Source organism: Nostoc sp. DedVER02 (assembly GCF_034530675.2).
GTDB lineage: Bacteria > Cyanobacteriota > Cyanobacteriia > Cyanobacteriales > Nostocaceae > Nostoc.
On sequence record NZ_JAVRCP020000025.1, the window covers coordinates 30738 to 56421 of the forward strand.

Below are 25684 nucleotides of genomic sequence, written 5' to 3' on the forward strand. Positions count from 1 at the left end.
GTTAGTTAAATATAATTAAAAGCTAAATAGCTAAAAAGAAAGAATTCTTCTAATTTATGTCAGAGTTCTAATGAGGCGTTGGAGAAGCTGAGAATGGCTGATGAGACGATTGATTTAACAAACTGCGATCGCGAACCGATCCACATTCCTAGTCTGATCCAGCCTCACGGGGTTTTACTCGTTTTGCAAGATCCTACCTTGGAAATTCTTCAGGTGAGCAGTAATACTCAGGAAATTGTTGGCTATCAACCAGAACAATTGCTAGGTCAGCCACTGGCAAATTTATTCAATACCAAGCAAATTCAGCTGATTCAACAATGTCTGACAGAAGATTTTGAGAGCATAAATCCTCTCAATTTGTCCATCAAGCGTCTGAATAAATCAATATATTTTGATGGTATTGTACATCGTTTAGATACTATTATTATTCTGGAATTGGAGCCGAAAAAAGCGAAGGGACAAACAGGCTTTTTTGACTTCTATCAACAGGTACGAGGAACTATTACCCGCATTCAGAAAGCACCAACGCTGCTGGAAATGTGCCAGCTTGTGGTTACAGATGTCCGGCGAATCACTGGCTTTGAACGGGTTATGGTCTATCGATTCGATCGCGAAGGGGCAGGCAGTGTTATCGCTGAAGACACAAATCAGGAAACACCATATTTGAACTTACACTATCCGCCCTCTGATATTCCCAAGCAAGCCCGACAGCTATACACTCTCAACTGGCTGCGGCTGATTCCAAATGCCAGCTACCAGCCTGTTACCTTAATTCCAGCGAACAATCCTTTAACAAATCAACCACTCGATCTCAGTCTCTCAGTTTTGCGGAGTGTTTCTCCGATTCATCTAGAGTATCTGCAAAATATGGGCGTGACTGCCTCTATGTCTATTTCCCTAATGCACGAACAAAAGCTTTGGGGATTGATTGCTTGTCATCATTCGTCACCCAAATATGTTTCTTACAATATCCGCACCGTGTGCGAGTTCATTGGGCAGGTGATGTCTGTGGAATTAGTAAATAAAGAAGCGAGTGAAGATATTGATTACAAAAGGCAATTGAAGTCGTTGCAAACGCAATTTGTTGAAGAGTTGTCTCAAGCTGAGTATTTCTTGGATGGGATGGTACAACTGAAATCTCAATTACTCAATTTGGTCAGCGCCACGGGAGCGGTAATTTGCAGTGGCAACCAGTGTATTCGAGTCGGGGAAACGCCATCAGAGTTAGAGGTTCAGGCTGTAGTTGATTGGATTAAACCTCACGTTCATCATAACTTGTTCCAGACGCGATCGCTCATGAAAAATTATCCTGCTGCCGAGTCATTTAAAGCGATCACCAGTGGAGTATTAGCCCTAGAAATTTCTAAAGTTCATCACAATTACATTCTCTGGTTTCGTCCAGAGGTAATTCAAACTGTGAATTGGGGTGGCAACCCCAACAAACCGATAGAAGTTCTCTGTGATGGCAGTTTACGAATGTCTCCTCGCAAATCTTTTGAACTATGGCAAGAAACGGTGCAAGGCTGTGCTATGCCTTGGAAACCCTGTGAAGTTGAAGCAGTTACTGAACTGCGAAGCTTGATTGTAGGTGTTGTGTTGCGGCAGGCAGACAAATTGGCATCGATGAATTTTGAATTACAACGCAGTAACGAAGAACTAGATTCTTTTGCTTATGTTGCTTCCCACGACCTGAAAGAACCTCTGCGCGGCATTCACAACTATGCGAACTTCTTAATCGAAGATTATGCAGACGTACTAAATGAGGATGGTGTTGCAAAACTCCAAACTATGGTGCGGTTGACGCAGCGAATGGAAGACCTGATAAACTCACTCCTCCATTTCTCCGGCTTGGGACGCGCCGAACTTATCCGGCAACCAGTAAATCTAAATGAGTTAGTACAGCAGGTAATCACTACTTTGACCATTGCCCGACTACAAAGCGAAGTCGAGTTTCGCATTCCTCAACCCCTTAAAAGTATAGAATGCGATCGCGCTCAGATTAATGAACTCTTCAGCAATCTAATCAGCAACGCCATTAAGTATAATGATAAGCCCCAGAAGTGGGTTGAAATTGGTTTCATCGAAGGAAACAAAGTTGCTTCCACTTCTGTGACTTTCTATGTTCGTGATAACGGCATTGGCATCTCACAAGAACATCTTGACAAAATTTTTCAAATCTTCCGCCGCTTACATGGACGGGATGAATTTGGCGGTGGGACTGGCGTAGGGTTAACCATTGCCCGTAAAATTGTGGAGCGGCACGGTGGTAGAATTTGGGTAGAATCTACCCCAACTATTGGCAGTACGTTTTACTTTACCTTGTGGGCGGAGGCAAACAAATGACTCTTATTTCAGCCTCCGCGATCCAACAAACCCCACTGCTTTTAATTGTGGAAGATAGCAACGAAGACTTTGAAGCACTGCAACGATTTCTAAGTCGGTCTTCCATTACGATCCCCATTCAACGGTGTGTGAATGGAGAACAAGCCTTGGCGTTTCTTTATCGGACTGGCAACTATGTCGATCGCAAAAGTTCGCCCCGTCCCCACTTGATTGTCCTTGACTTGAACCTACCCGGAACCGATGGACGAGAAGTATTACGCCAAATTAAACAGGATAACAACTTAAAGATGATTCCGGTGGTAGTATTTACTACTTCTAACAATCCCAAAGATATCGAAGTATGTTATCAATACGGTGTCAATAGCTATATTGTTAAGCCAATCAATTTTGCTCAACTGAAACGAGATATTCAGATACTCGTGGAATATTGGTTTGAAGTAACGACGCTGCCCGATCGCCCAGAGGATTATTCATGAGTCAGAGATCGCGCATTGTTTTAATTGTTGATGACTCTCCAGAAGACCGAGAACTGTATCGGCGATATTTGCTGCGCGATCGCGAATATTCTTATACGCTTTTAGAAGCAACGCTGGGACGGCAAGGATTGGAACTTTGGCGGCAACACCAGCCAGATGCAATTTTACTTGATTATCGACTGCCCGATCTCGACGGACTAGAATTTCTGGCACAATTGCAACCCTTAACCCAACAGCCCTGCTTACCTGTGATTGTGATCGCTGGGCAAGGCAATGAAGCGATCGCAGTTCAGGCGATGAAAGCAGGCGCACAAGATTATATCGTCAAAGAGAGAATTACCCCAGAAAGGTTGCAAACAGCAATCAATGGAGCGATTGAAACAGTGCAGCTACGCACTCAACTGCAACAACGCATTGAACGAGAACGGGTAGTTGCCCAGATTACCCAGCAAATTCACCAATCCCTGAATCTAGATGATATCCTCCAAACAACCGTAGTCGCAGTTCGGCAGTTTCTCCACACCGATCGCGTCCTGGTTTTTCAGTTAAATCATGACGGAGATGGCACAGTAGTAGCAGAATCACTTGGGGCAGAGTGGCGATCGCTGCTCCCCTCGAACATCCACGATCCTTCCGTAACCTGGAATCAACCGCGACCTGTCAGATATAATCCCGCCTTTCTCAAAAATTATATCGAACGCTATTATCTGGGGCAAGTAACGGCAATATCTGATATTCAGGATACTAGTATTGACCCATTCCACAGTGAATTGTTGGCTCCGTTTCAAGTCAAAGCTCATCTGGTTGTACCAATTCTACAAGATAATCAGTTTTGGGGATTGCTAATTGCTCATCATTGTGCGTCCACACGATTGTGGCAGTCTTTAGAAATTGACTTGCTCAAAGAATTGGCAACTCAGATGAGTATCGCCTTGCGACAGGCAGAACTGTATCAACAAGCACAGCGCGAACTAAAAGAACGCCGACAGGTAGAAGCGGAACTGCGCCAGAGCGAAGAACAGTTGCGATTAGCCCTGTCAGCTTCTCGGATGGGAACGTGGAACTGGAACATCCAGACAGGAAAAATTTCCTGGTCGGATAACCTGGAAGCCTTATTTGGAATTGAACCAGGAGAGTTTGACGGCTCATTCGAGATGTTTTTGGCGCGGTTGCACCTTGGCGATCGCGATCGCGTTTTGGCAGCCGTAGAGCGGGCGATCGCCACCGGAGAAGACTATGACATTGAATTTCGGGTAGTATATCCCAACGGTAAAATTAGGTGGGCACTGAGCCAGGGCAAGGTCTTCTACGACCAACACGGGCAACCGATTCAGATGGCGGGTATCGATCTAGATATCACCGAACGCAAACAGTCAGCCGAAGTTCTGCGCGATAGTGAAGAACGTTTCCGGCAACTTGCAGAAAACATTGATGCGGTATTTTGGATTAAAGAGGTAGCGGAAAAACGAGTTAGTTATGTCAGTCCGGCTTATGAGAAACTGTGGGGATTGAACCCAGAGGAATTGTATCAAGGACAACAAGCATGGCTCGATCGGATTCACCCGGAGGATCAAGATTTGATCCAGAGAGCATTTCAGGAAAAAGCTGTCGCAGGTGAATTCGATGAAGAATACCGAATTATTTTACCCAATGGTAGTATTCGCTGGGTAAGAGATCGCTGCTTTCCCCTTCGAGATAACACAGGAGAGATTTATCGGTTCACAGGTATTGCCGAAGACATTAGCGAACGCAAACGCTCTTTCGCAGCCTTGCAAGAAAGCGAAGAACTCTTCCGCACATCAGTTGAAAATATGCTGGACTGCTTTGGGGTATACCGAGCGATACGGAATGAGCAGGGACAGATTATTGATTTTCGGACTGAATATGTTAATAATGCAGCTTGTGTCAACAATCAAATGACTTATGAGCAGCAGATTGGGCATGGATTGTGTGAATTACTACCAGGGCATCGTGGCAGTGGATTGTTTGCTGAATACTGTCAGGTAGTAGAAACAGGGGAAGCGCTGATTAAAGACAGCCTAGTTTATGAAGATGATTACGGACAACAACGCTTAGTTAGAGCATTTGATATCCGTGTGGCTAAATTTGGAGATGGATTTGTTGTCACCTGGCGAGATATCACCGCTCGCCAACAAACTGAAGAAACCCTGCGCCAAAGTGAAGAATTTAAAAACCGTATTTTAGACAGTAGTTCTGACTGCATTAAGGTATTAAGCCTTGATGGCCGACTTCTGTACATGAATACAGGCGGGTTGTGTTTAATGGAAATTGACGACTTAAATTCCTATCTCAATACTCAATGGCTCTGTTTGTGGGAAGGCAGCGATCGCCAACAGGCAGACCAGGCACTCGCTGCCGTTAAAACAGGCGAAGTCAGTATTTTCCGTGGATACTGCCCAACCACCAAAGGCACTCCGAAATGGTGGGAAGTAGTCGTTAGCCCGATTCTAGATGCCAGTGGGCAGATGGAACGAATCTTGTTAATTTCACGAGACATCACCGATCGCAAAAAGACAGAACTCCTTTTGCAGCAGAGCGAAGCCCGGTTAAAGCTAGCTTACAAAGCCACGCGATCGGGATTATGGGATTGGGACATTATCCGCAACAGCGCTCATGTCTCTGAAGAGTACTGCCATCTATTCGGGTTTGACCCAAGCAAAGAGGCAATTACTTATGAAGAGTGGTTAAGCTGCCTGCACCCAGACGATCGCACCTCAGCCAATGAAACGGTGAATCGCACCATCCAGCAACAGCAAGAGCGCTATGAAGATGATTTCCGCATCCTACATCCCGATGGCATTCGCTGGTTAGCGGCTAAAGGTCAGGTTTTCTACGATACAGCAGGAAATGCTGTACGGATGCTAGGCAACGTACAGGACATCACCGATCGCAAACAGGTAGAAGAAGAATTACGCCAAAGTGAAGAACGCTATCGCTGCTTGGCAGAATTAATTCCACAATTAGTCTGGACAGCCAACCCCGAAGGAACATTACTAGATGTGAATCAACGTTGGTTAGAATTCACAGGATTAACGCTAGAACAAGCTCACACAAGCGGCTGGAAAGGGGTTGTCCATCCAGAAGATGTAATGATTCTGGGTCAAGAGTGGAGCAAGGCAGTACAACAGGGTACTTCTTATCAAGCCGAAGGTCGGATGCTTAGGGCAGATGGTGTATATTGCTGGCATCTGCACCAAGCAATTCCCCAAAAAGATCGGCAAGGTCGAATTGTTAAATGGTTTGGCAGTGCAACTGATATCGAAGCGCAAAAACAACTAGAAGCTGAACGCGATCGCCTATTTCAGTTAGAGCGAACCGCACGGGACGAAGCAGAACGCGCTAATCGGATCAAAGATGAGTTTCTTGCCATTCTCTCCCATGAATTGCGATCGCCTCTCAACCCTATTTTAGGCTGGACAAAGATGCTGCAAAGCCGCAAATTTAATGAAACCAAAACGGCTCAAGCTTTGGCTACCATCGAACGCAACGTTAAACTGCAAACTCAACTGATTGATGACTTGCTCGATATTGCCAAGATTCTGCGCGGCAAACTTAGCCTAGATATTGCTCCTGTAAATCTGTTATTTGTGATTGAATCTGCGATCGACACGGTAAATACAGCAGCCATTGCCAAATCAATTACATTGCATCCGATACTGCCGAATATTGGGCAAGTCTCTGGAGATTCCAACCGCCTCCAACAGATCGTTTGGAATTTACTTTCCAACGCTATCAAGTTTACCCCCAAGGGAGGACGGGTAGAAATCCGATTAGAGCGAGTTGACGAGCAGGCACAGATTATTGTGAGTGACACTGGTAAAGGCATTAATCCTGACTTTCTGCCGCATATTTTTGAATCATTCCGTCAAGAAGATGTCTCAATTACTCGCAAGTATGGCGGGTTAGGATTGGGATTAGCGATCGTTCGTCAGTTGGTTGAAGCTCACGGCGGCACGATCGCGGCTGAGAGTGCAGGTGAAGGTTTCGGAGCCACCTTTACAGTCCAGTTACCACTGCTAAATGTCAAGCCGGAAATCAAACAGATAAATGAGTTGTCACAATCAGGACTCGAACTTACGGGAATTCGAGTCCTGACAGTCGATGATGACCCCGATGCCCGTGAGCTATTAACAGTATTGCTGACTGAATACGGAGCGACAGTAAAGACTGTTACTTCGGCGGCACAAGTATTGGCAAACCTGGTGTCTTTTCAACCCGATGTCTTAGTCAGTGATATTGGGATGCCCGAAGTCGATGGCTATAACCTGATTCAACAGATCCGAACTTTACCCCCCGAAAAGGGCGGACAGATTCGGGCGATCGCTTTGACTGCCTATGCTAGTGTTGATGACTACCAGCGAGCTATAACCAGTGGCTATCAACGGCACGTTACCAAACCCCTCGATCCAGAAGAATTAGTTCAGGCTGTGGTGGCACTTGCACAGACGAAATGATATGGCAAGGGACTGGGGGCTGGGGAAAGGGTAAGGGGAAAAGGGTAAAGGATGTATTCAAAACCTTTCCCCTTTTCCCTTTCACCTTTAACCGAACCGTATTGGGGACTGGGTGAAAAGTCTTTTTGCGTCTAAGTTTCATCATCTGTTGATGTCCTAACCAGCAAGGCTTGTGCTATACCAATGACCAATGACCAATGACCAATGACAAATGACAAATGACAAATGACAAATGACCAATGACAAATCAAGATTGGCAAATCGGAATTATAACGAAGAATGTGGCTCCCTGTCCTGGCTCAGAAACACATTGCAATTTGCCTTTGTGTTTTTCAGTCACAATCTGATAACTAATAGAAAGTCCCATTCCTGTACCTTTACCGATCGCTTTTGTAGTAAAGAATGGATCGAATAATCGTTGCTTGATATTAGCAGGAATTCCAGGGCCATTATCTGCGATTTTAATGACAACTTGTTTACTTTGTAGCAAGGAAGTGGTAATCGTAATGGTAGGAGTTAAAAATTGGTGTTGAGTATTAGCTTCTTCTAGCGCATCAATAGCATTGCTTAAAATATTCATAAACACTTGGTTGAGTTGTCCGGCATAGCACTCGACTAATGGTAACTCCCCATAATCTTTGACAATCTCAATACCAGGAGAATCAGATTTCAGTTTCAGGCGATGTTGCAGAATCATCAATGTGCTATCAATTCCCTCATGAATATTGACTTCTTTCATCTCAGCTTCATCCATACGAGAGAAAGTGCGTAGAGATATAACAATTTTTTGAATGCGTTCTGCTCCAATTCGCATAGAAGACATAAGTTTGGGTAAGTCTTCTAGCACAAACTCCAAGTCCATCGCCTCGGCTTCTTCTTGAATCTCAGAATGGGGGGTTGGGTAATATTTCTGATAAAGTTCCAAAAGTCTTAGAATATTTTTGGTATAGTCATTTGCGTGACTAAGATTGCCGAAAATAAAGTTGACTGGGTTGTTGATTTCGTGGGCAACACCTGCTACTAATTGCCCCAATCCTGACATTTTTTCGGCTTGGATCATCTGCATTTGGGTATGCTGGAGTTCTTGTAGGGTTTGCTCTAGTTCTATCGTGCGCTGGTTCAATTGAGCTTCGGCGCGTTTGCGATCGCTAATTTCAAAGCTTGTGCCAATAATCCGGTAAATCCGTCCCTCATTATTCTTGAGTGGGTTGAAATTGATCAGCCAGCAAGTTTCCTGCCCATCAAAGGTTAGACACTGCTCATGATAAACGGGCATTTCCGTTCTAACGCACTCAGTAAGCTGTTGTTGCATAATTTCAGCCTGTGCTGCCTCAAGCACTTCAGCGGGCGTTTTGCCCACGGCATCAGCACTACTAATTCCACAGGCTCGTTCTGAAAGAGCGTTCCATCCGGCGTAATAGAAGCGACGATCTTCCGACACATCCACCACAAAGATGCTCATTTCGGCTCCGTTGTAAATGCTGCTCAAAAACTGCTCTTTCTCTTGAAGTGCGGCTTCTGCTTGTTTGCGTAAACGAAGCTCATCGTAGACATCGCTAATATCAATTACCACCCCATCCCACACAATCAAGCCATCGGCTTGCAGTTCTGGTCGAGAAACACATTGAATCCATTTGATTTTGCCTGAAGGAGTCACAATTCGCCACTCATGACTAAAAGGCGTTAACATTCGGGCAGAATCAGCAACTAACTGTCCCAGCGTTGAGGAATCGTCTGGATGCGCCATGAGGTGAATGTTGTATACCCCTGCCATCACTTCCTTTGGATCAACCTCATACAAGTCATAGCAACCCGAACTGACGTAGGGTGTCCAGAAAGAGCCATCGGTAGCCAGACAAAATTGGAATACCATACCTGGAATATTGTCAACTACCTTCTGGAAACGGTCTTCACTGGCACGCAGTTCTGTTAGTGTTTGTTGTGTCTGCTCATAGAGGCGAGCATTTTCTAGAGAAATAGCGGCTTGAGTACATAACAGGTTAAGCAGTTCAACGCGATCGCTAGTAAATGCCCCAGTCGTCAAGTTATTCTCCAAATAGAGAACACCTGTGAATTCACCCCGATAGAGAATTGGACTACACAAAATGCTTTTTGGCTGTTGGCTGAGAATGTAGGTATCGTTGGCAAAAGTTGGATCGGTAGTTGCATCTACCAACACCACAGGTTGTAAGGAATGTTTGACGTGATAAATCAGTCTCAGAGGAATATCTTGGCTTTCCTCGACTGGAATTCTTTGCAGAATAATGGGTTGAGTATTAACGCTGACGGTTCCTTTGATCAGTAAGCAATCGTTCCGCACCAACATTAACACGCATTTTTCTGCCCCAGCATTTTCAATTACTATCTGAAGCAGCATCATGAGGAGTTTTTCTAGTTTAATTTCACCAGAAAGAGTTTGAGAGGCTTTGAGAACGGTTGCCAGATCGAGCAATTCTGTAATAATGCTGCTAGAGGTTTGAGTAGAATGAAAAGCTGGGGCAAAAATTGTGTCAGATGCCCTAAGTGACGGTTGTCGTTGTTGCACAATTGCGGCTAAAAGCTGAGGATAGCGCTGTTCTAAATCGGCGACTTTGGCTTTAGCTCCCCAATGGGCGTAGCAGTAGTAGGCTTCTTGCATATATGCTTGGGCGAGTTTTTCTTTGCCCCATTCGAGATAGAATTTGCCTGCTAATTCATTGCTTAATCCTTCTTCTTGGATATATGCATTTGCTTTGGCGGATGCGATCGCGCGATCGTAGTAATCCATCGCTTCATACATCCGCCCCAACACCCGATACTGTTCTGCTTCAACCAAATAAAATTTGTGTAAATGGTTTGTAGGCGCATGGTTTGCCCATTCTTTCAGTTTCTTCTGGTTATCAACCACTTCCTCGGGCAAACTATTACCTTCCTTACCTTGGGCGTTGGGTAACATCGCCAGATGAGTCAATGAATCATAAAAGTGAAACACCGGAATCATGAAACAGCCGGATACACCATTCAAATATTGTTTGGCATTAACTGCCACTTTTACTGCTTGCTCCCATTCATTAAACAAGTAACAAAGAATTAGTTTATTGATATACAGTGTTCCCATCGCATAAAGATCGTTAGCCTGCTGATGCTTAGGCAACATGATTTGTTCGTCATAAACCACACCTCGAATTTCCCAAGGACACTTACTCTGTCCGAGTAAATTTAAAACAGATTGATAAAAGACTCTTAAATAATTGTGAGCAACTTCCTGTTTGAGTTGAGCCAATGCCTGACTGTAAACCTTCATCTCTGGTTCTAGAATTGACAAATCTTTTCCGAGAAAAAAGGACAGCGAACAGTAATTATAGGCACAGTAGGCTGCGTATTCTAAAGTACCCGTTTCTAGACCGCTATGGTATCCGTCGAGCAGAGGAGCGAGTGAATCTTGAATATGATGTTTCCAAGGCTTCACGAAGGGATAAACCATGTTAATCGTGCTGGCTTTAAATTCTCTACTCTCGAAGCGTGATAGTAAGCCCATTGCCAGTTCGCCAATGCGATCGCCTAAATCTATTTCTCCAATACCGCATAAAATGACTCCATACCAAGCATAAGCCTGTGCTGATACCGCCGCATTACCATAAGCAACTGATAATTTCACCTGCTTGCACACGATTAACGGCAGTAATTCTGGAACCGCTTGATAGACTGCTGCTGTCACAGTTGCTAAAATTCGGATCTCTGCCAAAGCTTTCGGGTTTTTCATCTCAGGCAGTTCCAACAAATCTTCTAAAGGTTTTTCTTTTAATACATCTTGAGTTTGTTGCAAACTTTCAGTAATATCTGCGTTAGTCGGCTGCTCTGGAAATGACACTCCAAACAATTTCAAAGCAGAAAGAGCAGTTTTAATGGCTTTGGGCTGCTGACTCTGAGCTACATCAGCTAAAATTCTTACTTCATAGACCTTCACTTTGTCTAGTAGTTGACGAGCATTTTGCACTACCTCGTCAACTATCTGCTCCATAAGCCTAAAGTCACTGCTCAGACAGGCTACTTCTGCGGCTAAATCATGGAGAGCCAATGTTAAATCATAGCATTGCTGCCAACAACTTTCTGTCAGCAATTGTATGCCTTTAGTGGCGTATTCAATTGCTGCAACGTAAGCAGTTGCAGATTTGGCTCTTTGTGCAGCAACTAGATTTAGCTTTGCTAATGTCTCCCGTTCAGTTGCTAAGACAATTAAATCGGCTCCTTTATTTAATTGATTAACAATCTCGAAGATTTTTTCCTCTTTTTCCGCCTCATTCATTGCACTTAAGAGCAATCGCCCAATTTTTAAGTGCATCAGTTGTTTGTGGTTGTCGGGAATGAGCGAATAAGCAGCTTGTTGGACGCGATCGTGCAGAAACTTGTAAGAAGCAATCACTTTTTCATCGAAAGCGGCGGGAAACTCCATCTCCTTGTGGGTGGAGAGAGATAGCCGCCCCGCTGCTTGGGGCATTGGGCATTGGGCATTGGGCGTTAGAGGCTTTTCCCCATTCCCAAAAACTCCACCCACAAGGGGGTGGAGTTTTTCATCAGTTAGTGCTGCTTGCATCTGCTTATTCTCTTCAATCAGCAACTCTGATTTTGACTGATAAAACTTGTAAATATCATTACTGGGAATCACTAATCCTTCTTGAAGGGCTTTCCACAAGTCAGTAGCAGTTTCAGTTTGAGACAATTCATAGACAATGGCCAGCGTTGCTAAATCAAAAGAGTTACCAATACACGCTGCAAGTTTCAAGACATTTTGAGTAGCAACTGGCAATTTCTGCAACTGCATTGCCATGAACTCTACCACGTCATCTCTGAGAGAGAGCGATCGCACATAACTAATATCACACTGCCAATGTCCAACTTGAGGATCGAACTCAATGTCTCCCTCTTCATATAGTGCCTTGAGAAACTGTGTGCTGAAAAACGGGTTTCCTTGGGTTTTTTGATAAACTAACTCAGTCAAAGGTTGGGCGATCGCTGCTGAACATTGCAATGTATCTGTCACCAACGAATTTAGACTTTCTTGACTTAAGGGAGCTAGTGTGATTGTATTTATCTGAGTTCCAGCTTTCTTAATTTCTTCTAACGTCAATATCAATGGATGAGCGGGTGAAACCTCATTATCACGATATGCACCAATCAATAACATGAAGCCACTTTCTCTTTGTCCGAGCAACACTTGAATCAAGTTCAGTGATGCGGAATCTGCCCACTGTAAGTCATCCAAAAACATCACCAAGGGATGGGTGACTGTAGCGAACACTTGAATAAATTTTTGGAATAACAGATTAAAACGGTTTTGGGAAGCACTACCTGAAAGTTCTACCATTGGGGATTGTTGCCCAATAATCTGCTCTAACTCAGGAATCACATCGATAATTACTTGGGCATTTTCCCCCAAGGCTGTCAGAATCTTCTTCTTCCATTGCTTTAATTGAGCGTCATTTTCGCCTAACAACTGCCCCATTAAGTCACGAAAGGCTTGGACAAAGGCACTCAGGGGAATGTTGCGATTGAACTGGTCATACTTGCCTTTGATAAAATAGCCTCGTTGCCTGACAATGGGCTTATGTACTTCATTCACCACTGCCGTTTTACCAATGCCGGAGAATCCCGCCACTAACATGAACTCCGACGCTCCATTGGCAACCCGCTCGAATCCTTCTAGCAATATTTTAACTTCTTGCTCCCTGCCATAGAGTTTTTCTGCGATCGCAAAGCGATCGCTTACATCTTGCCCTCCAATGGGGAAATGCTCAATCTTCCCGATTTTTTTCAGTTGTTCTATGCACAGATGCAAATCATATTTGAGTCCCAACGCACTCTGATAACGATCTTCGGCATTTTTCGCCATCAACTTGTGAATAATCTCTTCCACAACTAAAGGGATCTCAGAGTTGACATCGCACGCATTAGGAGGAAGTTTTGCAATATGACAATGCATTAACTCCATCGGATCTTGAGAATCAAAAGGCAGTTTTCCTGTTAGGATCTCAAAGAAACTTACTCCCAATGAATAAAAGTCACTGCGGTAGTCAATCCCCCGATTCATGCGTCCTGTCTGTTCCGGTGACAGATAAGCCAGAGTCCCTTCCAACACATTGGGATTTTGGATCTCAGTGGTTTCTCTGGGTAACAAAGAGGAGATGCTGAAGTCTATCAGCTTTAACACCTTGGTATCTGGGTTAATTAAGATGTTAGCGGGTTTAATATCTTTATGAATCACCCGTTGTTGATGTAACTGGTGCAGAATATCTGTCAGTTGTATCGCTATAATCAAAAATTGCTCTAAGTTTTGTGGCTGTTCTTGAGTAAATTGCCGCAGTGATATGCCACCAAAATCTTCCATTATTAAAGCATAGCCATTGTGATAGGGTTCTAGGCTGTAGGGCTTAATAATCCCAGGAATTTCTAAATTTTTGGCAAGGGCATATTGGTTACGAAACTGTACTAGTTCACTGAAGCTAGGGTATTCCCGTTTTAAAAGCTTGATTACAACTACTTGGTTATCTGCTTCTCTGACTGCCCGATATACGAGTGTGCGTGAACCTGAATATAGTTGCTCTCTAATTTGGTAGCCTACCAGTGTCACAGTTACATCTACTTTTGCACTCATAACTTTTTCGGGGAGTTTCTCTAGTAAATTTAGAATTCCCCAAACGAAAAATTGTGTAACAAGCTTCGGTAATTTTTTACTTTCTTGATGTATCGCTTGTATAGCAGCACAAGCCTTGGTGGTTATGACATCAACAGATAATGAAACTTAGACACAAAAAGACTTTTCACCCAATCCCCAGTCCCCGGCTATACGAGAAACTGCACGTTAGCATAGGCGCAATCCTCCGCAGGCAGGCGTTTCAGATATCCAACTCGATCCAATCTACACAGATACACAAATTCAATCAATATCTGTGTTTGCATCGACCTTCAAAAGAACTTCTCGAATAATGGCGGAGCGCTGTCTGGCAGACTCCGCCTCCTCCTTGCATCTTTGTGCTGCTCGAGTTTGGTTACGAGCCTCCATCCTTGAAGCCATACGATATGATAAGGAAGCTTTTTCTTCCAACGCTCTAAAAGCGATCCATAATGCATCCTCCAGCTTATCTGATTGCGTAGCTAGCAGAGTTTCTGCTGAAAAAGCATGACCTGTGCGACACCGGAAGCGCAACAAATTCCCCTCCTCAACTTCCCAGAGAATACCGCCGCAGTCAGGACAACCATAGGTTGATGGTTTACCAGGTCGTTTGGCTTCGTTTTCTACTGTTTCCAAATCCAATTGCGCTATTTTAGATTCAAACTCCATCTTGTCAGGTATGGGATTTTCTGGTTCTACTTCCATTGGCGTGTTAACTAAAGTTACTAAAATAGAAGGAATATCTGAAAGTGGCAGCTTATGGTCAATATCCTCTACGTTCTCGATCGCATTACGGGGCATATCAGGATACAAAGCATCGTCAGGATTTTGGACAATTGCCACACCCCCACGCATTTTTACAGCCATTACTCCTGCTGTGCCGTCGTCAAGCATACCTGTTAGTAGCACAGCAATCACGCGCCGCCCATAGGTTCGCGCTGCTGTACGAAACAATGTATCAATGGCAGGACGATGACGGTTCTCTTTTGCACCCCGCGTCAAACGCAAATACCCGCGTTCTACCAGTAAGTGGTAGTCAGGCGGAGCAACATAAATCCATCCACGAACAATAGCTTCGCCATCCTGAGCGTGAGACACTGGCAACTTGCCAGCGCGACTCAATATATCCGGCAGAACACTCATGCCGTGACTTGATACATGAAGGACTATCATTATAGCGGCATTGAGATCGGGCGGTAATTGTTTAACTAAATAACTAAGCGCCTCAACTCCGCCTGCTGATGCTCCAACGACGATGATATTGTACTCAAGCATTAATGATTTCCTCTACATGGCAGCGTGAGCAACAAAAGCCCGTTCTCTGCCAGTATTGAGACTAACGCAACCAAAGAATTTGCTCACCTAGCTTTGAGAGGATCTATTCTTCATTTGAGGAATAGGACTTTAGACGGATAATATCATGTCCGCATAATTTAGTTACGATTCTCACAGTCATTGCACCCCTCCCCGCTCTTTGGGCTACGGTGTATACACAACCCGCATTTCTCACAAGCTCCAAAGCGTTTGATGATGAGTAATAAGTAATGAGTAAGAAATAAGAAGTAATGAGTAAGAAATAAAATATTGAAGTATTCGCTCATAACTCATTACTCATTACTCCTTACTCACTACTCCTTACTCCTCCATTCGAGGTGTGGTGAGAAATCCGGGACAAGTGTCTTGACCATACAATCGCATTGCATCGACTGACAATTGCATTGCATCGGCTAACAATCGCATTGCATCGACTGACAATCGCATCGCATCGGCTAACAATCGCATTGCATCGACTGACAATTGCATTGCATCGACTAACAATCCCATTGTATTGACTAACAATCCCATTGCATCGACTGACAATCCCATTGCATTGACTAACAATCCCATTGCATCGACTGACAATGCTGTGTATGAGAATGAGGAAAGCCTCATCAAGCTAAGTTTTTAGGACTTGTGTGTATACAGCCGCCCCGCCGCTTGGGGCATTGGGGAATGGGCATTAGAGGCTCTTCCCCATTCCCCATTCCCCATTCTCCATTCCCCATTCTCCATCCCCCTGTGGGTGGAGTTTTTCATAGCGCCATTATGCTAGACCAAATTCTTTCTAATAACTATTTAGTCTATAAAGTTATCAGTAAACGCAAGTTTCCAACTTGTTTTTTTAACCTCTTGCAAAATTCTCTTCACGCGGTAAAATAACGAAATTTTGCAAGAGCTTTAATCATGAAACCATTTCTTTTTGTAACCGATCTAGATGATACCCTCGTATATCGGACTGTGGGCGATGACAGCGCAATACCTGAACTAAATCAACTGCTGAACAGACATCGCCAAGAATATGGCACTAAAATTGTTTATTCTACCGGGCGATCGCCTTCACTTTATAAAGAACTCCAAGCTCAAAAAAATCTTTTACAACCGGATGCCCTCGTCCTTTCTGTAGGTACTGAGATTTACCTTAATGGAAATGATACACCAGATTCAGATTGGTCAGAAATTCTCTCTCCAGGATGGGAGCGGGAAGCTGTATTATCTATTACCCGAAAATACCGTGAGTTAGTTCGGCAACCAGATTCAGAACAGCGTCCCTTCAAAGTGAGTTTTTTTCTAGAGGCAGATGCATCTGCAAATGTTCTACCACAACTTGAAGCAGAGTTGCAGAAATCTAAATTAAATGTAAAGTTAATCTACAGTAGCGGAATAGACCTTGACATTGTACCCCATAGCAGCGATAAAGGTCAGGCAATGCAGTTTTTGCGCCAGAAGTGGAAATTTGCAGCAGAACAAACAGTTGTCTGTGGTGATTCGGGTAATGATATTGCTTTATTTGCTGTAGGCAACGAACGGGGAATCATCGTCGGGAATGCCCGAAAAGAGTTACTCCAATGGCATAACGAGCATCCTGCTACGCACCGCTACCTGGCAAAAGGTTTTTGTGCAGGTGGGATTATTGAAGGCTTAAATTATTTTGGTCTCTTGTAATGATTAGTTATTTAAAAGGTATAGTCGCTGGTATCCAAACAATTGGCGCTAATCGCGTGATTCTGACTCTGGAAGTCAATGGCTTGGGGTATGATTTGCAAGTTCCCCAACGGCTAGCAAATCAGTTACCAGAGTCGGGAGGAGTGGCGCAAATTTTTACCCATTTACAAATTCGGGAAGAAGTGCCGTTCCTATATGGTTTTGCTTCACCAGCCGAACGCGATTTATTTCGCCACCTGCTGACTGTCACAGGGATTGGTGCAGCCTTAGCGATCGCCCTCTTAGACACTCTGGAACTACCAGATTTAGTCCAAGCAATTATCGCTGGCAATACACAAATCCTAATTCAGGCTCCTGGTGTTGGTAAAAAAATCGCAGAGCGCATCTGTTTGGAACTGAAAAGCAAATTAGTCGAGTGGCGCAAATCAGCCGGGTTCTTCGTCGCCACAGGCGGGCCAGCACCAGGAATTCTCGAAGAGGTACAAATGACCCTCTTCGCCTTGGGATACACTGCCCATGAGGTCAGTCACGCCCTCCATGTAGTGAGCGAAGATATCGGCCTACCCAAAGATGCCTACGTCGAAGATTGGATTAAACAAGCGATCGCTCATCTCAGTAGCGAACAAGTTTAATTGTCATTTGTCATTGGTCATTGGTCATTTGTCATTTCTTATTCACCCCCTGTCCCCCCTTATGACCACTGACCGAAAACAACTCATGATACAAGTCCCTAAATTTATTTATTATTTATAGGGATCATTAATTTTGAATTTTGAATTTTGAATTTTGAATTCGGAACGAAGCGACGCGATCCTTATGCTTGGCTAGAACAGTCCTTAGCAACAATTCATCGAGCAGACTGGTATCGTTCGGTACAACCTATCAACGGTCGTCCGGGTGCAACGGTGGTTTTAGCTGGGCAAGAGGTGATTAATTTTGCCAGCAATGACTATTTGGGATTGGCTGGGGATGAGCGGTTGATGGCAGCCGCAACTGCTGCGATCGCAGAATTTGGTACTGGTAGTACTGGTTCTAGATTACTCAGTGGGCATCGAGAATTACATGGGGAGTTAGAAAAGGCGATCGCATCTACCAAACAAACAGAAGCTGCCTTAGTATTTAGTTCCGGGTATCTTGCCAATTTGGGTACAATTACTGCCCTTGTGGGCAAGCGCGACTTAATTTTATCTGACCAGTACAATCATTCCAGTTTGAAGAATGGAGCGATTCTTAGCGGTGCAGCAGTTGTAGAATATCCGCACTGCGATGTTGAAGTACTAAAAACTCAGTTGAGTCAACAACGGCAAAATTACCGACGCTGTTTGATTCTTACTGATACCGTCTTCAGCATGGACGGCGATTTATGTCCGTTGCCCGCGCTGTTGGATATTGCTGATGAATTTAGCTGTATGCTGCTAGTCGATGAAGCCCATGCTACCGGGGTATTAGGGAAAACTGGTGCTGGGTGTGTCGAGCATTTTGGGTGTACAGGAAAGCAATTAATTCAAATTGGTACTTTGAGTAAAGCTTTGGGTAGTTTAGGCGGTTATGTAGCGGGAAGTAGCGCCTTAATTGACTTTTTGCGGAACCGCGCAGCCAGTTGGATTTATACCACTGGGCTTTCGCCTGCTGATACAGCCGCCGCCTTAGCAGCAATCAAGATAGTGCAACAAGAACCTCAACACTGCGCCCAATTGTGGGGGAATATACATTACTTGAAAAGTTTGCTGCAACAATTACCTAATTTGAAATTGCTGCCTTCTGAATCACCAATATTATGTTTTCAATTGGCTAATGCCACAGATGCCCTCAAAGCTGGAAAACAGCTAAAAGATGTGGGCATTTTTGCCCCAGCAATTCGTCCCCCTACAGTGCCCACAAGTCGAATCAGAATATCTGTAATGGCAACTCATGAAATAGCACATATTGAAAAATTGGTATCAGTGGTGAAGGATATTATTTGAATTGGGCATTGGGCATTGGGCATTGGGAACTCGCCCATCCACCTGAGAACTCCGTTAATCCACATCAGAACTCCGTTCATCCACCTCAGAACCTAAAATTTTCCAATTCCCAATTCCCCATTCCCCATTCCCAATTCCCCATTCCTTTTACAAAACTGGTAATCGGTTAAATAACATCCAATAAAAACCAAGCAGTCCAACAGCTTGATTAAATTGTTCAAAATCTACAGGTTTGACGATGTAGCTATTCACCCCAAGCTGGTAACTCTCGATCAAATCCTGGTCTTCAGCAGAAGAGGTCAACACCACAACCGGAATCATTTGTGTGCGTGCATCGGATTTGATCTGCCGTAAAACTTCTAATCCACTTATCTTTGGCAATTTCAAATCTAGCAAAATGACTTTGGGTTGATTTGTCATGCTACGGTGAGCGTACTCTCCCTGACAAAAGAGAAAATCTAGGGCTTCGGCTCCATCTTCGAGTAGTTTAATATTGTTGCCAATTCTACCGCGACGCAATGCTCGGATAGTTAGCTCGGCATCAGTGGGATTATCTTCAATTAACACAATGGAAAGTGGTTGCTCTGAAGATGGATCGGGGGGCCGATCTATGGTTTGGTCACTCATGGGTTAATAGACCCTTGAAGGGTGAAATAAAAGGTTGCGCCTCGATCGATCGCAGCTTCAGCCCAGATCCGCCCACTGTGGCGTTGAATAATGCGTTGCACGATCGCTAGTCCGATCCCCGTACCTGCAAACTCTTGTTCGCGGTGCAGCCGTTGAAATACTCCAAACAGATTATCGGCATACCGCATATCAAATCCTGCCCCATTATCTCTGATAAAATACACTCCTTCACCATTCATAATCTCATAGCCCACTTCAATACACGCAGGGGATTTGTAGCGGGTGTATTTGATGGCATTTGACAAAAGGTTTATCCAGACTTGTTTGAGCAAGGAAGGGTCTGCTTGACAATTGGGTAAATCAGCGATCGCAAATTCAATCTCACGACCCTCTAAATCTGGGGCTAAATCACTCAGCACCTTTTGAATCATCTCATTTATAAAAATAGGTCGCTGGGACATTTCTTTACGATCTAGGCGGGATAGGTTCAACAGATCGTCGATCAATTCACCCATACGTTTAGCGTTGTCCCGCACAATTTTCAGATAACGATTACCTTCTGCATCAAGTTGTTCGCTATAGTCTTCTTGCATCATTCTCGAAAAACCAACGATCGCCCGCAGTGGTGCGCGTAAATCATGAGAAACTGAGTAGGAAAACGCCTCTAATGCTTTGTTAGCAGCTTCTAATTCGGCAGTTCGTTGTTTGACCCTGACTTCTAAAGACTGGTTCAATTGATGCAGGGCTTCAATCGCCCGATTGCGCTCTAATTCTGCTGCTGCGCGGGCAGCAAATACCCTGAGAATTACTTCTATTTGTTGCGTATCTAACAGTGGTTGTATGTCAAGAATACAAAGATTACCAATTGGTTCGCCATTGGCATTTTTTAAGGAAATACCCAGATAACTTTCTGCCTGCATTGCCACTAAGTCTAAGTCTTCTGGGAAAATTTGCTGAACAAAGCTTTTGCAGTAAAATAATCCGTCTCTCAAGGCAAGTTCGCATGGTGTACGCGCCGGAAAGTAGGATATTTCTGGTTGTAATGCCCCATGTGCCCAAAAAGCCAGAGCTTTTAATTTGCCATTTACTAGTTCGGTAACAAGGGCATAGCGGACGTGCAAAGCTTTGGCAATATGACCAACCAAAGCTGCAAAAAAATCTTTTCCTGTAACCGCAGCCGTTCCCATAACCAAGTTTTGCAGCGTTGTTTCCGATCTTTTCAGAGCTTCTTCCCGGCGTTTTGCCTCACTGATATCTCGGATCATGGTAGACAAATATTCCAGACTGCCATCTGTTGCTTTATGAGCAATGATCATTTGAGAAACCGGAATTTCTCTGCCATTACTTTCCAATAAAGCAGTTTCACCCACCCAAGTGCCATCTCGAATCGCCAGAGGAATGCCCTGGTTTTGAATAATTTCTAATGCCCACTGGGGATGGTAATTTGCGATACTCAAGTTGGAGAGGTCTACATCTAAAGAAACGTCCAGGAGTTTCCGAAACTGAGTATTATTCCAGAGGACATTGCCTTGGGGGGTGGCCATGCCGATATAATCGGTGGATGCTTCGAGAATAGCAATCATGCGATCGCGGTCTTTTTCTACTCTTTGACGTTCGGCAATTTCAGCCCGTAATGATTGATTCAGTTCTGCCTCTTGCTTCAATAAACGGGCATTGTCAATGGAAATAGCTGCCTGAGTAAAAAGTAGATGGAGGATTTCAATTCGCTCTGGGGTAAATGCCCTGGTGCTAAGATTATTCTCTAAAAGGACAATTCCTGTCAGTTTTCCCTGGTTCAATAGAGGCGCGCAAAGAATCGATTTCGATTGGCGTTGCACAATCCAGGGTTCAGATTGAAAGTTGCCGAATTGAGTCGCATTGTTGAGGACGACGGTTTCTTTGGTGCGAACTACATAGTTGATTAAGGAAGTTGGCAAGTAAGGGGTGCTGTCTTGCGATCTCGATTCCAGAGGTATTGATTGCAAAACAGCTACTTTCTGATCGCCAATGGTTCCCATTGCCTCAATCCGCCATTTCTCTTGTGTTGGCAAAATCAGATAACCAGTTTGCGCCCCAGCATTTTCAATCAAAATGGTCATTAGTTTTGCCAGGAGTTTATCTAACAAAATTTCACTGGCGATCGCATGAGAGGCTTTCAATACTGTTTCTAAATCAAGTGTTTCTAAGTTGCTGAAAGCCGATTCTGTAGGGTTAAATTTACGTGTTTCACTTCTTGGCGATCGCACCTCTAGCAGTTGAGGATAGCGTCTTTCTAAATCTTGGACTTTAGCGGTTGCTCCCCAACGCAGGTAGCCGTACCTCGCCTCTTGTAGATACGCTTTGGCGATCGTTATCCGATTGTTTGCTAGATGAAACTTGGCTGCTAATTCGTTGGCCAGACTTTCTTCTTGGAGGTATTCGTTTTCTCTCGCCAGGGCGATGGCGCGATCGTAGGCATCCATTGCTTCTACTACTTCACCCAATACCCGATGCCGTTCTGCTTCTACCAGATGCCATTTGTGTAAATAGTTCGTTGGGGCATGGTGCGCCCAATTTTTCATTTTTGCCTGATTTTCTGCTACCTGCTCCAGCAACTGGAATTGGTTCGCCACATCTGTATTGGAATATACCGCCAGCCGACATAAAGAATCGTAGAAATGAAAGATGCCAACCAATGCCGCTCCGGTCATGGCTGGTAAATACTCTTGGGCGAGGACAGCATTGCTAATGGCCTGATTTGCATCCTCAAATAAATAACAGAGAAATAATTTATTCAGGTAGAAAAAGAACAAACCCCCGTGAAAATTGGTTTGTTGCATCTGGGGTAGTCGGGTTGCTTCATCGTAAGCTTGACCCGATAACATACCAGGATTAGGAACTTCCTGAACCAGGTTCAAAACAGTTTGCCAGCAAATCTTTACGAAATGAATCCCCGCCGAGTGTTTGATTTGTTTTACTGCTTGGGCATAACTGGTTAGATGTAATTGGAGTTCAGCCAGAGGTTGACCGACTGCAAATGAATAACCACAGAAGTACATGGCAGCGTAGCCAGCAAACTCGAAATCGCCTTGCTCAACACCAACCTGAGAGCAATTCTGGAGTGGCTTCAGGCTGTATTTTAGGTGTGTCTTCCAAACATTAATCTGATTGCTAACCGCGAATAAAGTTCTAGCTTGAATGGGTTTAGCATCTAAGCGATCGAGCAAACTTAAGGCTAGTTGACCAAATTGATATCCTGCTTCAATGTCGAATACAACTCCACAGAGAATAATCCCATAAGCGGCATAAGCAAAGGGAGCTAACATCATGTTTCCGTACTCAACCAGCAAATCCACCATTTTGAGGACAACGAGCAGAAATAGGGGAGGAACTGCCAAATAAGCTGATGCACACATACTTGTCAAAAGCTGCATTGCCGCCAGTACCTCTGGCTCAGACATCATTGGCAAGTCAACTAAATCTTCAATGCGTCTATTTGCCAATTTTGAGGCAGTTTTTGAGAGTGCTTGCTGAACATCCTCAAAGGTTGGCTGGATGGGGAGGTGAATTCCTAATTGCTGAAGTAGCTGTAAACCAATTTGAATTGCTTCAAGCAATTGACTTTGAGCAACACGAGTCTGAATTTTGACATCGTAGACTTTTAAGCTGGTTAGTAGGGTTTTGGCGTGGTTAATTACCTGTTGGAACAGTGGCTCTACTTGCTCAAAATTACCGCTTAGATAGGCTGCTTCTGTTGTTGCACTATACAGAGTAAGGGTAAAATCATAGTTCGTTTGCCAGCTATCGGTTGTCAGCAGATCCAAACCAGTTTGCAAATATTTCCATGCAGCGTCATAAGCAGCTGATGCTTTGGCTTTTTCCCCCGCCATTAGATTTAACCGAGACAAGTTATCCTGCTCCGATTGAGTTTTGAGGAGTTTTTTGCCCAGGTTCAATTGGTTGGTGATATCAAAAATTTGGTTTTTTAAATGTTCTGCTGGAGTTATTTGTAATAAGCACTGTCCGACTTGCCAATGTATCTGGCTTTGCTCAGCTTCGGCAATCAGGGAATAGGCTGCTTGCTGAATGCGATCGTGAATGAATTTGTATTCGATGGCTGGGCGATCGCTAGGAAGTGGTACATCCAACTCAACCGATTTGTGGGCATTACTCAGGGGTAGAATTAATCCTTGAGCGATCGCCACTGCCAATGCCTGCACGGTTTCTCGCTGTGATAATTGAGCAGTCAATGCCAGGGTTTCCAAATCAAAAGAGTTGCCAATGCAGGCGGCTACCTGCAACACTTCCTGCGTATTTTTGTTGAGCTTTTGAATTTTCCCTGCCATCAAATCTACAATATTATCTGTGATTTCCCGCTCTTGAATTTGCTCTATCGACCATTGCCATTTTTTGGTTTGGCAATTAAATTTCAGTAGCCCTTCAGTGTAGAGAGATTTCAAAAATTCATTCATGAAGAAGGGATTGCCACCAGTTTTTCGTTGCACCAGTTCAGCCAGTGACAGACAATCCTCTGATTGACAGTGCAATGTATCGGCCATGAACTGATTGATATCAGGTAGGCTCAATGGCAAAAGAGAAAGTTCGTTTACCACTCCTCCACCCTGCCGAATTTCCTCTACCATCTGGATCAGGGGATGAGCGGCATTAACCTCGTTATACCGGTATGCCCCCATCAACAACAAAGATTGCCCCTTTGTAGCAGTAGCTAGTAGTTGCAGCAGTTTCAGCGAGGCATTATCTGCCCACTGGAGATCGTCTAAAAAGATTACTAGTGGATGTTCTGATTGGGTAAAAACCCGAATGAAATTTTGGAAAACTTGGTGAAAGCGATTTTGGGCTTCCGTTGGTGGTAATACAGGTACTTCTGGTTGATTACCTACAATCAATTCTAATGCTGGAATTACCTGGGTAATCACTCGACTGTTTGAACCAAGGACAGCTAAAAGGTTCTCTCGCCACTGAGACAGATGCACTTCGTCTTCAGTCAGTAATTGCTCGATCAATGATTCTAAGGCTTGTGCGATCGCAAAGTAAGGGATATTGCGCTGATACTGATCGAATTTACCTGAAACAAAGTATCCTCGTTGTTGCGTAATCGGCTTATAAATTTCCTGCACTAAAACTGACTTGCCAATACCAGAGTAGCCTGCTATCAACATCACTTCTACTTGCGAAGTAGACCCTGTTAAATTAGCGTTGTCTTTACCTGCTACTCTTTCAAAGGCCGCTAATAAAATCTCCACCTGCCTTTCTCTGCCATAGAGTTTTTCAGGGATATAAAACTTATCAGAAATATCCTGTTGTCCTAACAAAAAATACTCAATTTTTCCCCTGTGTTGTAGTTGTTTCAGACAATCTTCTAAATCAGTTTTAATTCCCCAGGCACTTTGATAGCGATTTTCTGCTGTTTTCGCTAATAGTTTCAAAACAATTTCTGAAACCATCACAGGAATTCCTGGGTCGATCAAGTGGGGTGGAACAGGTTCTAAAGCTAGGTGATAATGAATTAACTCCAGTGCATCACTTGATTCAAATGGCAATTGATGGGTCAATAATTGATAAAAGGTGACACCTAAAGAGTAAAAATCAGTTCGATAATCCAAAGAACGATTCATTCTGCCAGTTTGCTCTGGAGATATATAAGCTAGTGTTCCCTCTAATACTGTTGGATTTTTGAGAATTAATGTCTCACGCGATAAAACAGTAGAAATACCAAAGTCAATAATTTTAATTTGTTTTGTTTCTGAATTTAAAACAATATTAGATGGATTGATATCTTTATGAATTATATTCGCTGTGTGAATTGCACTTAAAATTTCAGTAATCTGAATGGCTAATTTCAGAAAATCTGTTAATGTAAACTTTCTTTTTGCTAGGATGTTTGTTAAAGCTTCGCCCCCAAAGTCCTCCAAAATGATTGCAAAAGTACTTTGATATTGCTGTAAACAATAAGCCTGGACAACACCTTTCAATGACAAGCTACGTGTAATTTCGTATTCGAGCTTATAGCGCGTAATTTCTTCGGGAGTAGGGTAGTCTTTATTTAAAACCTTGAAGATTACAGGCAAATTCTTCTGTTGATTAATTCCCCGATAGACTCGTGAATTAGCACTTTCATAGATTTTTGTGCAAATTTGATATCCAGGAATTTCTAACATGGTTAAAGTG

11 protein-coding genes are annotated in these 25684 nt (G+C 43.8%); 6 read left to right on the forward strand and 5 right to left on the reverse strand.

Annotation, left to right across the window (positions count from 1 at the left end):
* The first annotated feature begins 93 nt into the window (after positions 1-93).
* The 3 genes from RMZ41_RS22295 to RMZ41_RS22305 are packed head-to-tail and all read left to right on the forward strand — an operon-like array spanning position 94 to position 7294.
* A complete protein-coding gene (locus tag RMZ41_RS22295) occupies positions 94-2343 on the forward strand; it encodes an ATP-binding protein (RefSeq protein WP_322645166.1) in 2250 nt (749 codons plus the stop codon).
* Positions 2340-2819 (forward strand): response regulator, encoded by a 480-nt coding sequence (locus RMZ41_RS22300; RefSeq protein WP_322645165.1) that lies wholly within the window; start codon positions 2340-2342, stop codon positions 2817-2819. Before RMZ41_RS22295 ends, RMZ41_RS22300 begins: the two co-directional genes overlap by 4 nt.
* A complete protein-coding gene (locus RMZ41_RS22305; protein ID WP_322645164.1) occupies positions 2816-7294 on the forward strand; it encodes a PAS domain-containing protein in 4479 nt (1492 codons plus the stop codon). Before RMZ41_RS22300 ends, RMZ41_RS22305 begins: the two co-directional genes overlap by 4 nt.
* 247 nt (positions 7295-7541) lie before the next feature.
* Here the strand turns inward: RMZ41_RS22305 and RMZ41_RS22310 are convergent, their stop codons facing one another.
* The 3 genes from RMZ41_RS22310 to RMZ41_RS22320 all read right to left on the reverse strand — a co-directional run bounded on the left by RMZ41_RS22310 (position 7542) and on the right by RMZ41_RS22320 (position 15875).
* Positions 7542-13925 carry an AAA family ATPase gene (locus RMZ41_RS22310; RefSeq protein WP_322645163.1) on the reverse strand — a complete coding sequence of 2128 codons (6384 nt, stop codon included), beginning with the start codon at positions 13923-13925 and terminating at the stop codon, positions 7542-7544.
* 282 nt (positions 13926-14207) lie between these two features.
* Complete coding sequence (locus RMZ41_RS22315; protein ID WP_322645162.1) at positions 14208-15218, reverse strand: chemotaxis protein CheB; 1011 nt, start codon at positions 15216-15218, stop codon at positions 14208-14210.
* 360 nt (positions 15219-15578) lie between these two features.
* Positions 15579-15875 carry a hypothetical protein gene (locus tag RMZ41_RS22320; protein ID WP_322645161.1) on the reverse strand — a complete coding sequence of 99 codons (297 nt, stop codon included), beginning with the start codon at positions 15873-15875 and terminating at the stop codon, positions 15579-15581.
* A gap of 291 nt (positions 15876-16166) precedes the next feature.
* On the opposite strand from RMZ41_RS22320, the gene RMZ41_RS22325 reads away from it, so the two are divergent.
* The 3 genes from RMZ41_RS22325 (at position 16167) to bioF (ending at position 18889) form a co-directional block, all read left to right on the forward strand.
* On the forward strand, positions 16167-16925 hold the full coding sequence (locus RMZ41_RS22325) for a sucrose-phosphate phosphatase (protein WP_322645160.1): 759 nt from the start codon (positions 16167-16169) through the stop codon (positions 16923-16925).
* Complete coding sequence (ruvA, locus tag RMZ41_RS22330; RefSeq protein WP_109007998.1) at positions 16925-17557, forward strand: Holliday junction branch migration protein RuvA; 633 nt, start codon at positions 16925-16927, stop codon at positions 17555-17557. Before RMZ41_RS22325 ends, ruvA begins: the two co-directional genes overlap by 1 nt.
* 147 nt (positions 17558-17704) lie before the next feature.
* The gene (bioF, locus tag RMZ41_RS22335) at positions 17705-18889 is read left to right on the forward strand and encodes an 8-amino-7-oxononanoate synthase (RefSeq protein ID WP_322645159.1); all 1185 of its coding nucleotides are present in this window, start codon (positions 17705-17707) and stop codon (positions 18887-18889) included.
* Between the two features lie 147 nt (positions 18890-19036).
* On the opposite strand, the gene RMZ41_RS22340 is transcribed toward bioF, so the two are convergent.
* A complete protein-coding gene (locus tag RMZ41_RS22340; RefSeq protein ID WP_322645158.1) occupies positions 19037-19516 on the reverse strand; it encodes a response regulator in 480 nt (159 codons plus the stop codon).
* Positions 19513-25674 carry an AAA family ATPase gene (locus tag RMZ41_RS22345; RefSeq protein ID WP_322645157.1) on the reverse strand — a complete coding sequence of 2054 codons (6162 nt, stop codon included), beginning with the start codon at positions 25672-25674 and terminating at the stop codon, positions 19513-19515. Before RMZ41_RS22345 ends, RMZ41_RS22340 begins: the two co-directional genes overlap by 4 nt.
* Positions 25675-25684: the final 10 nt, after the last annotated feature.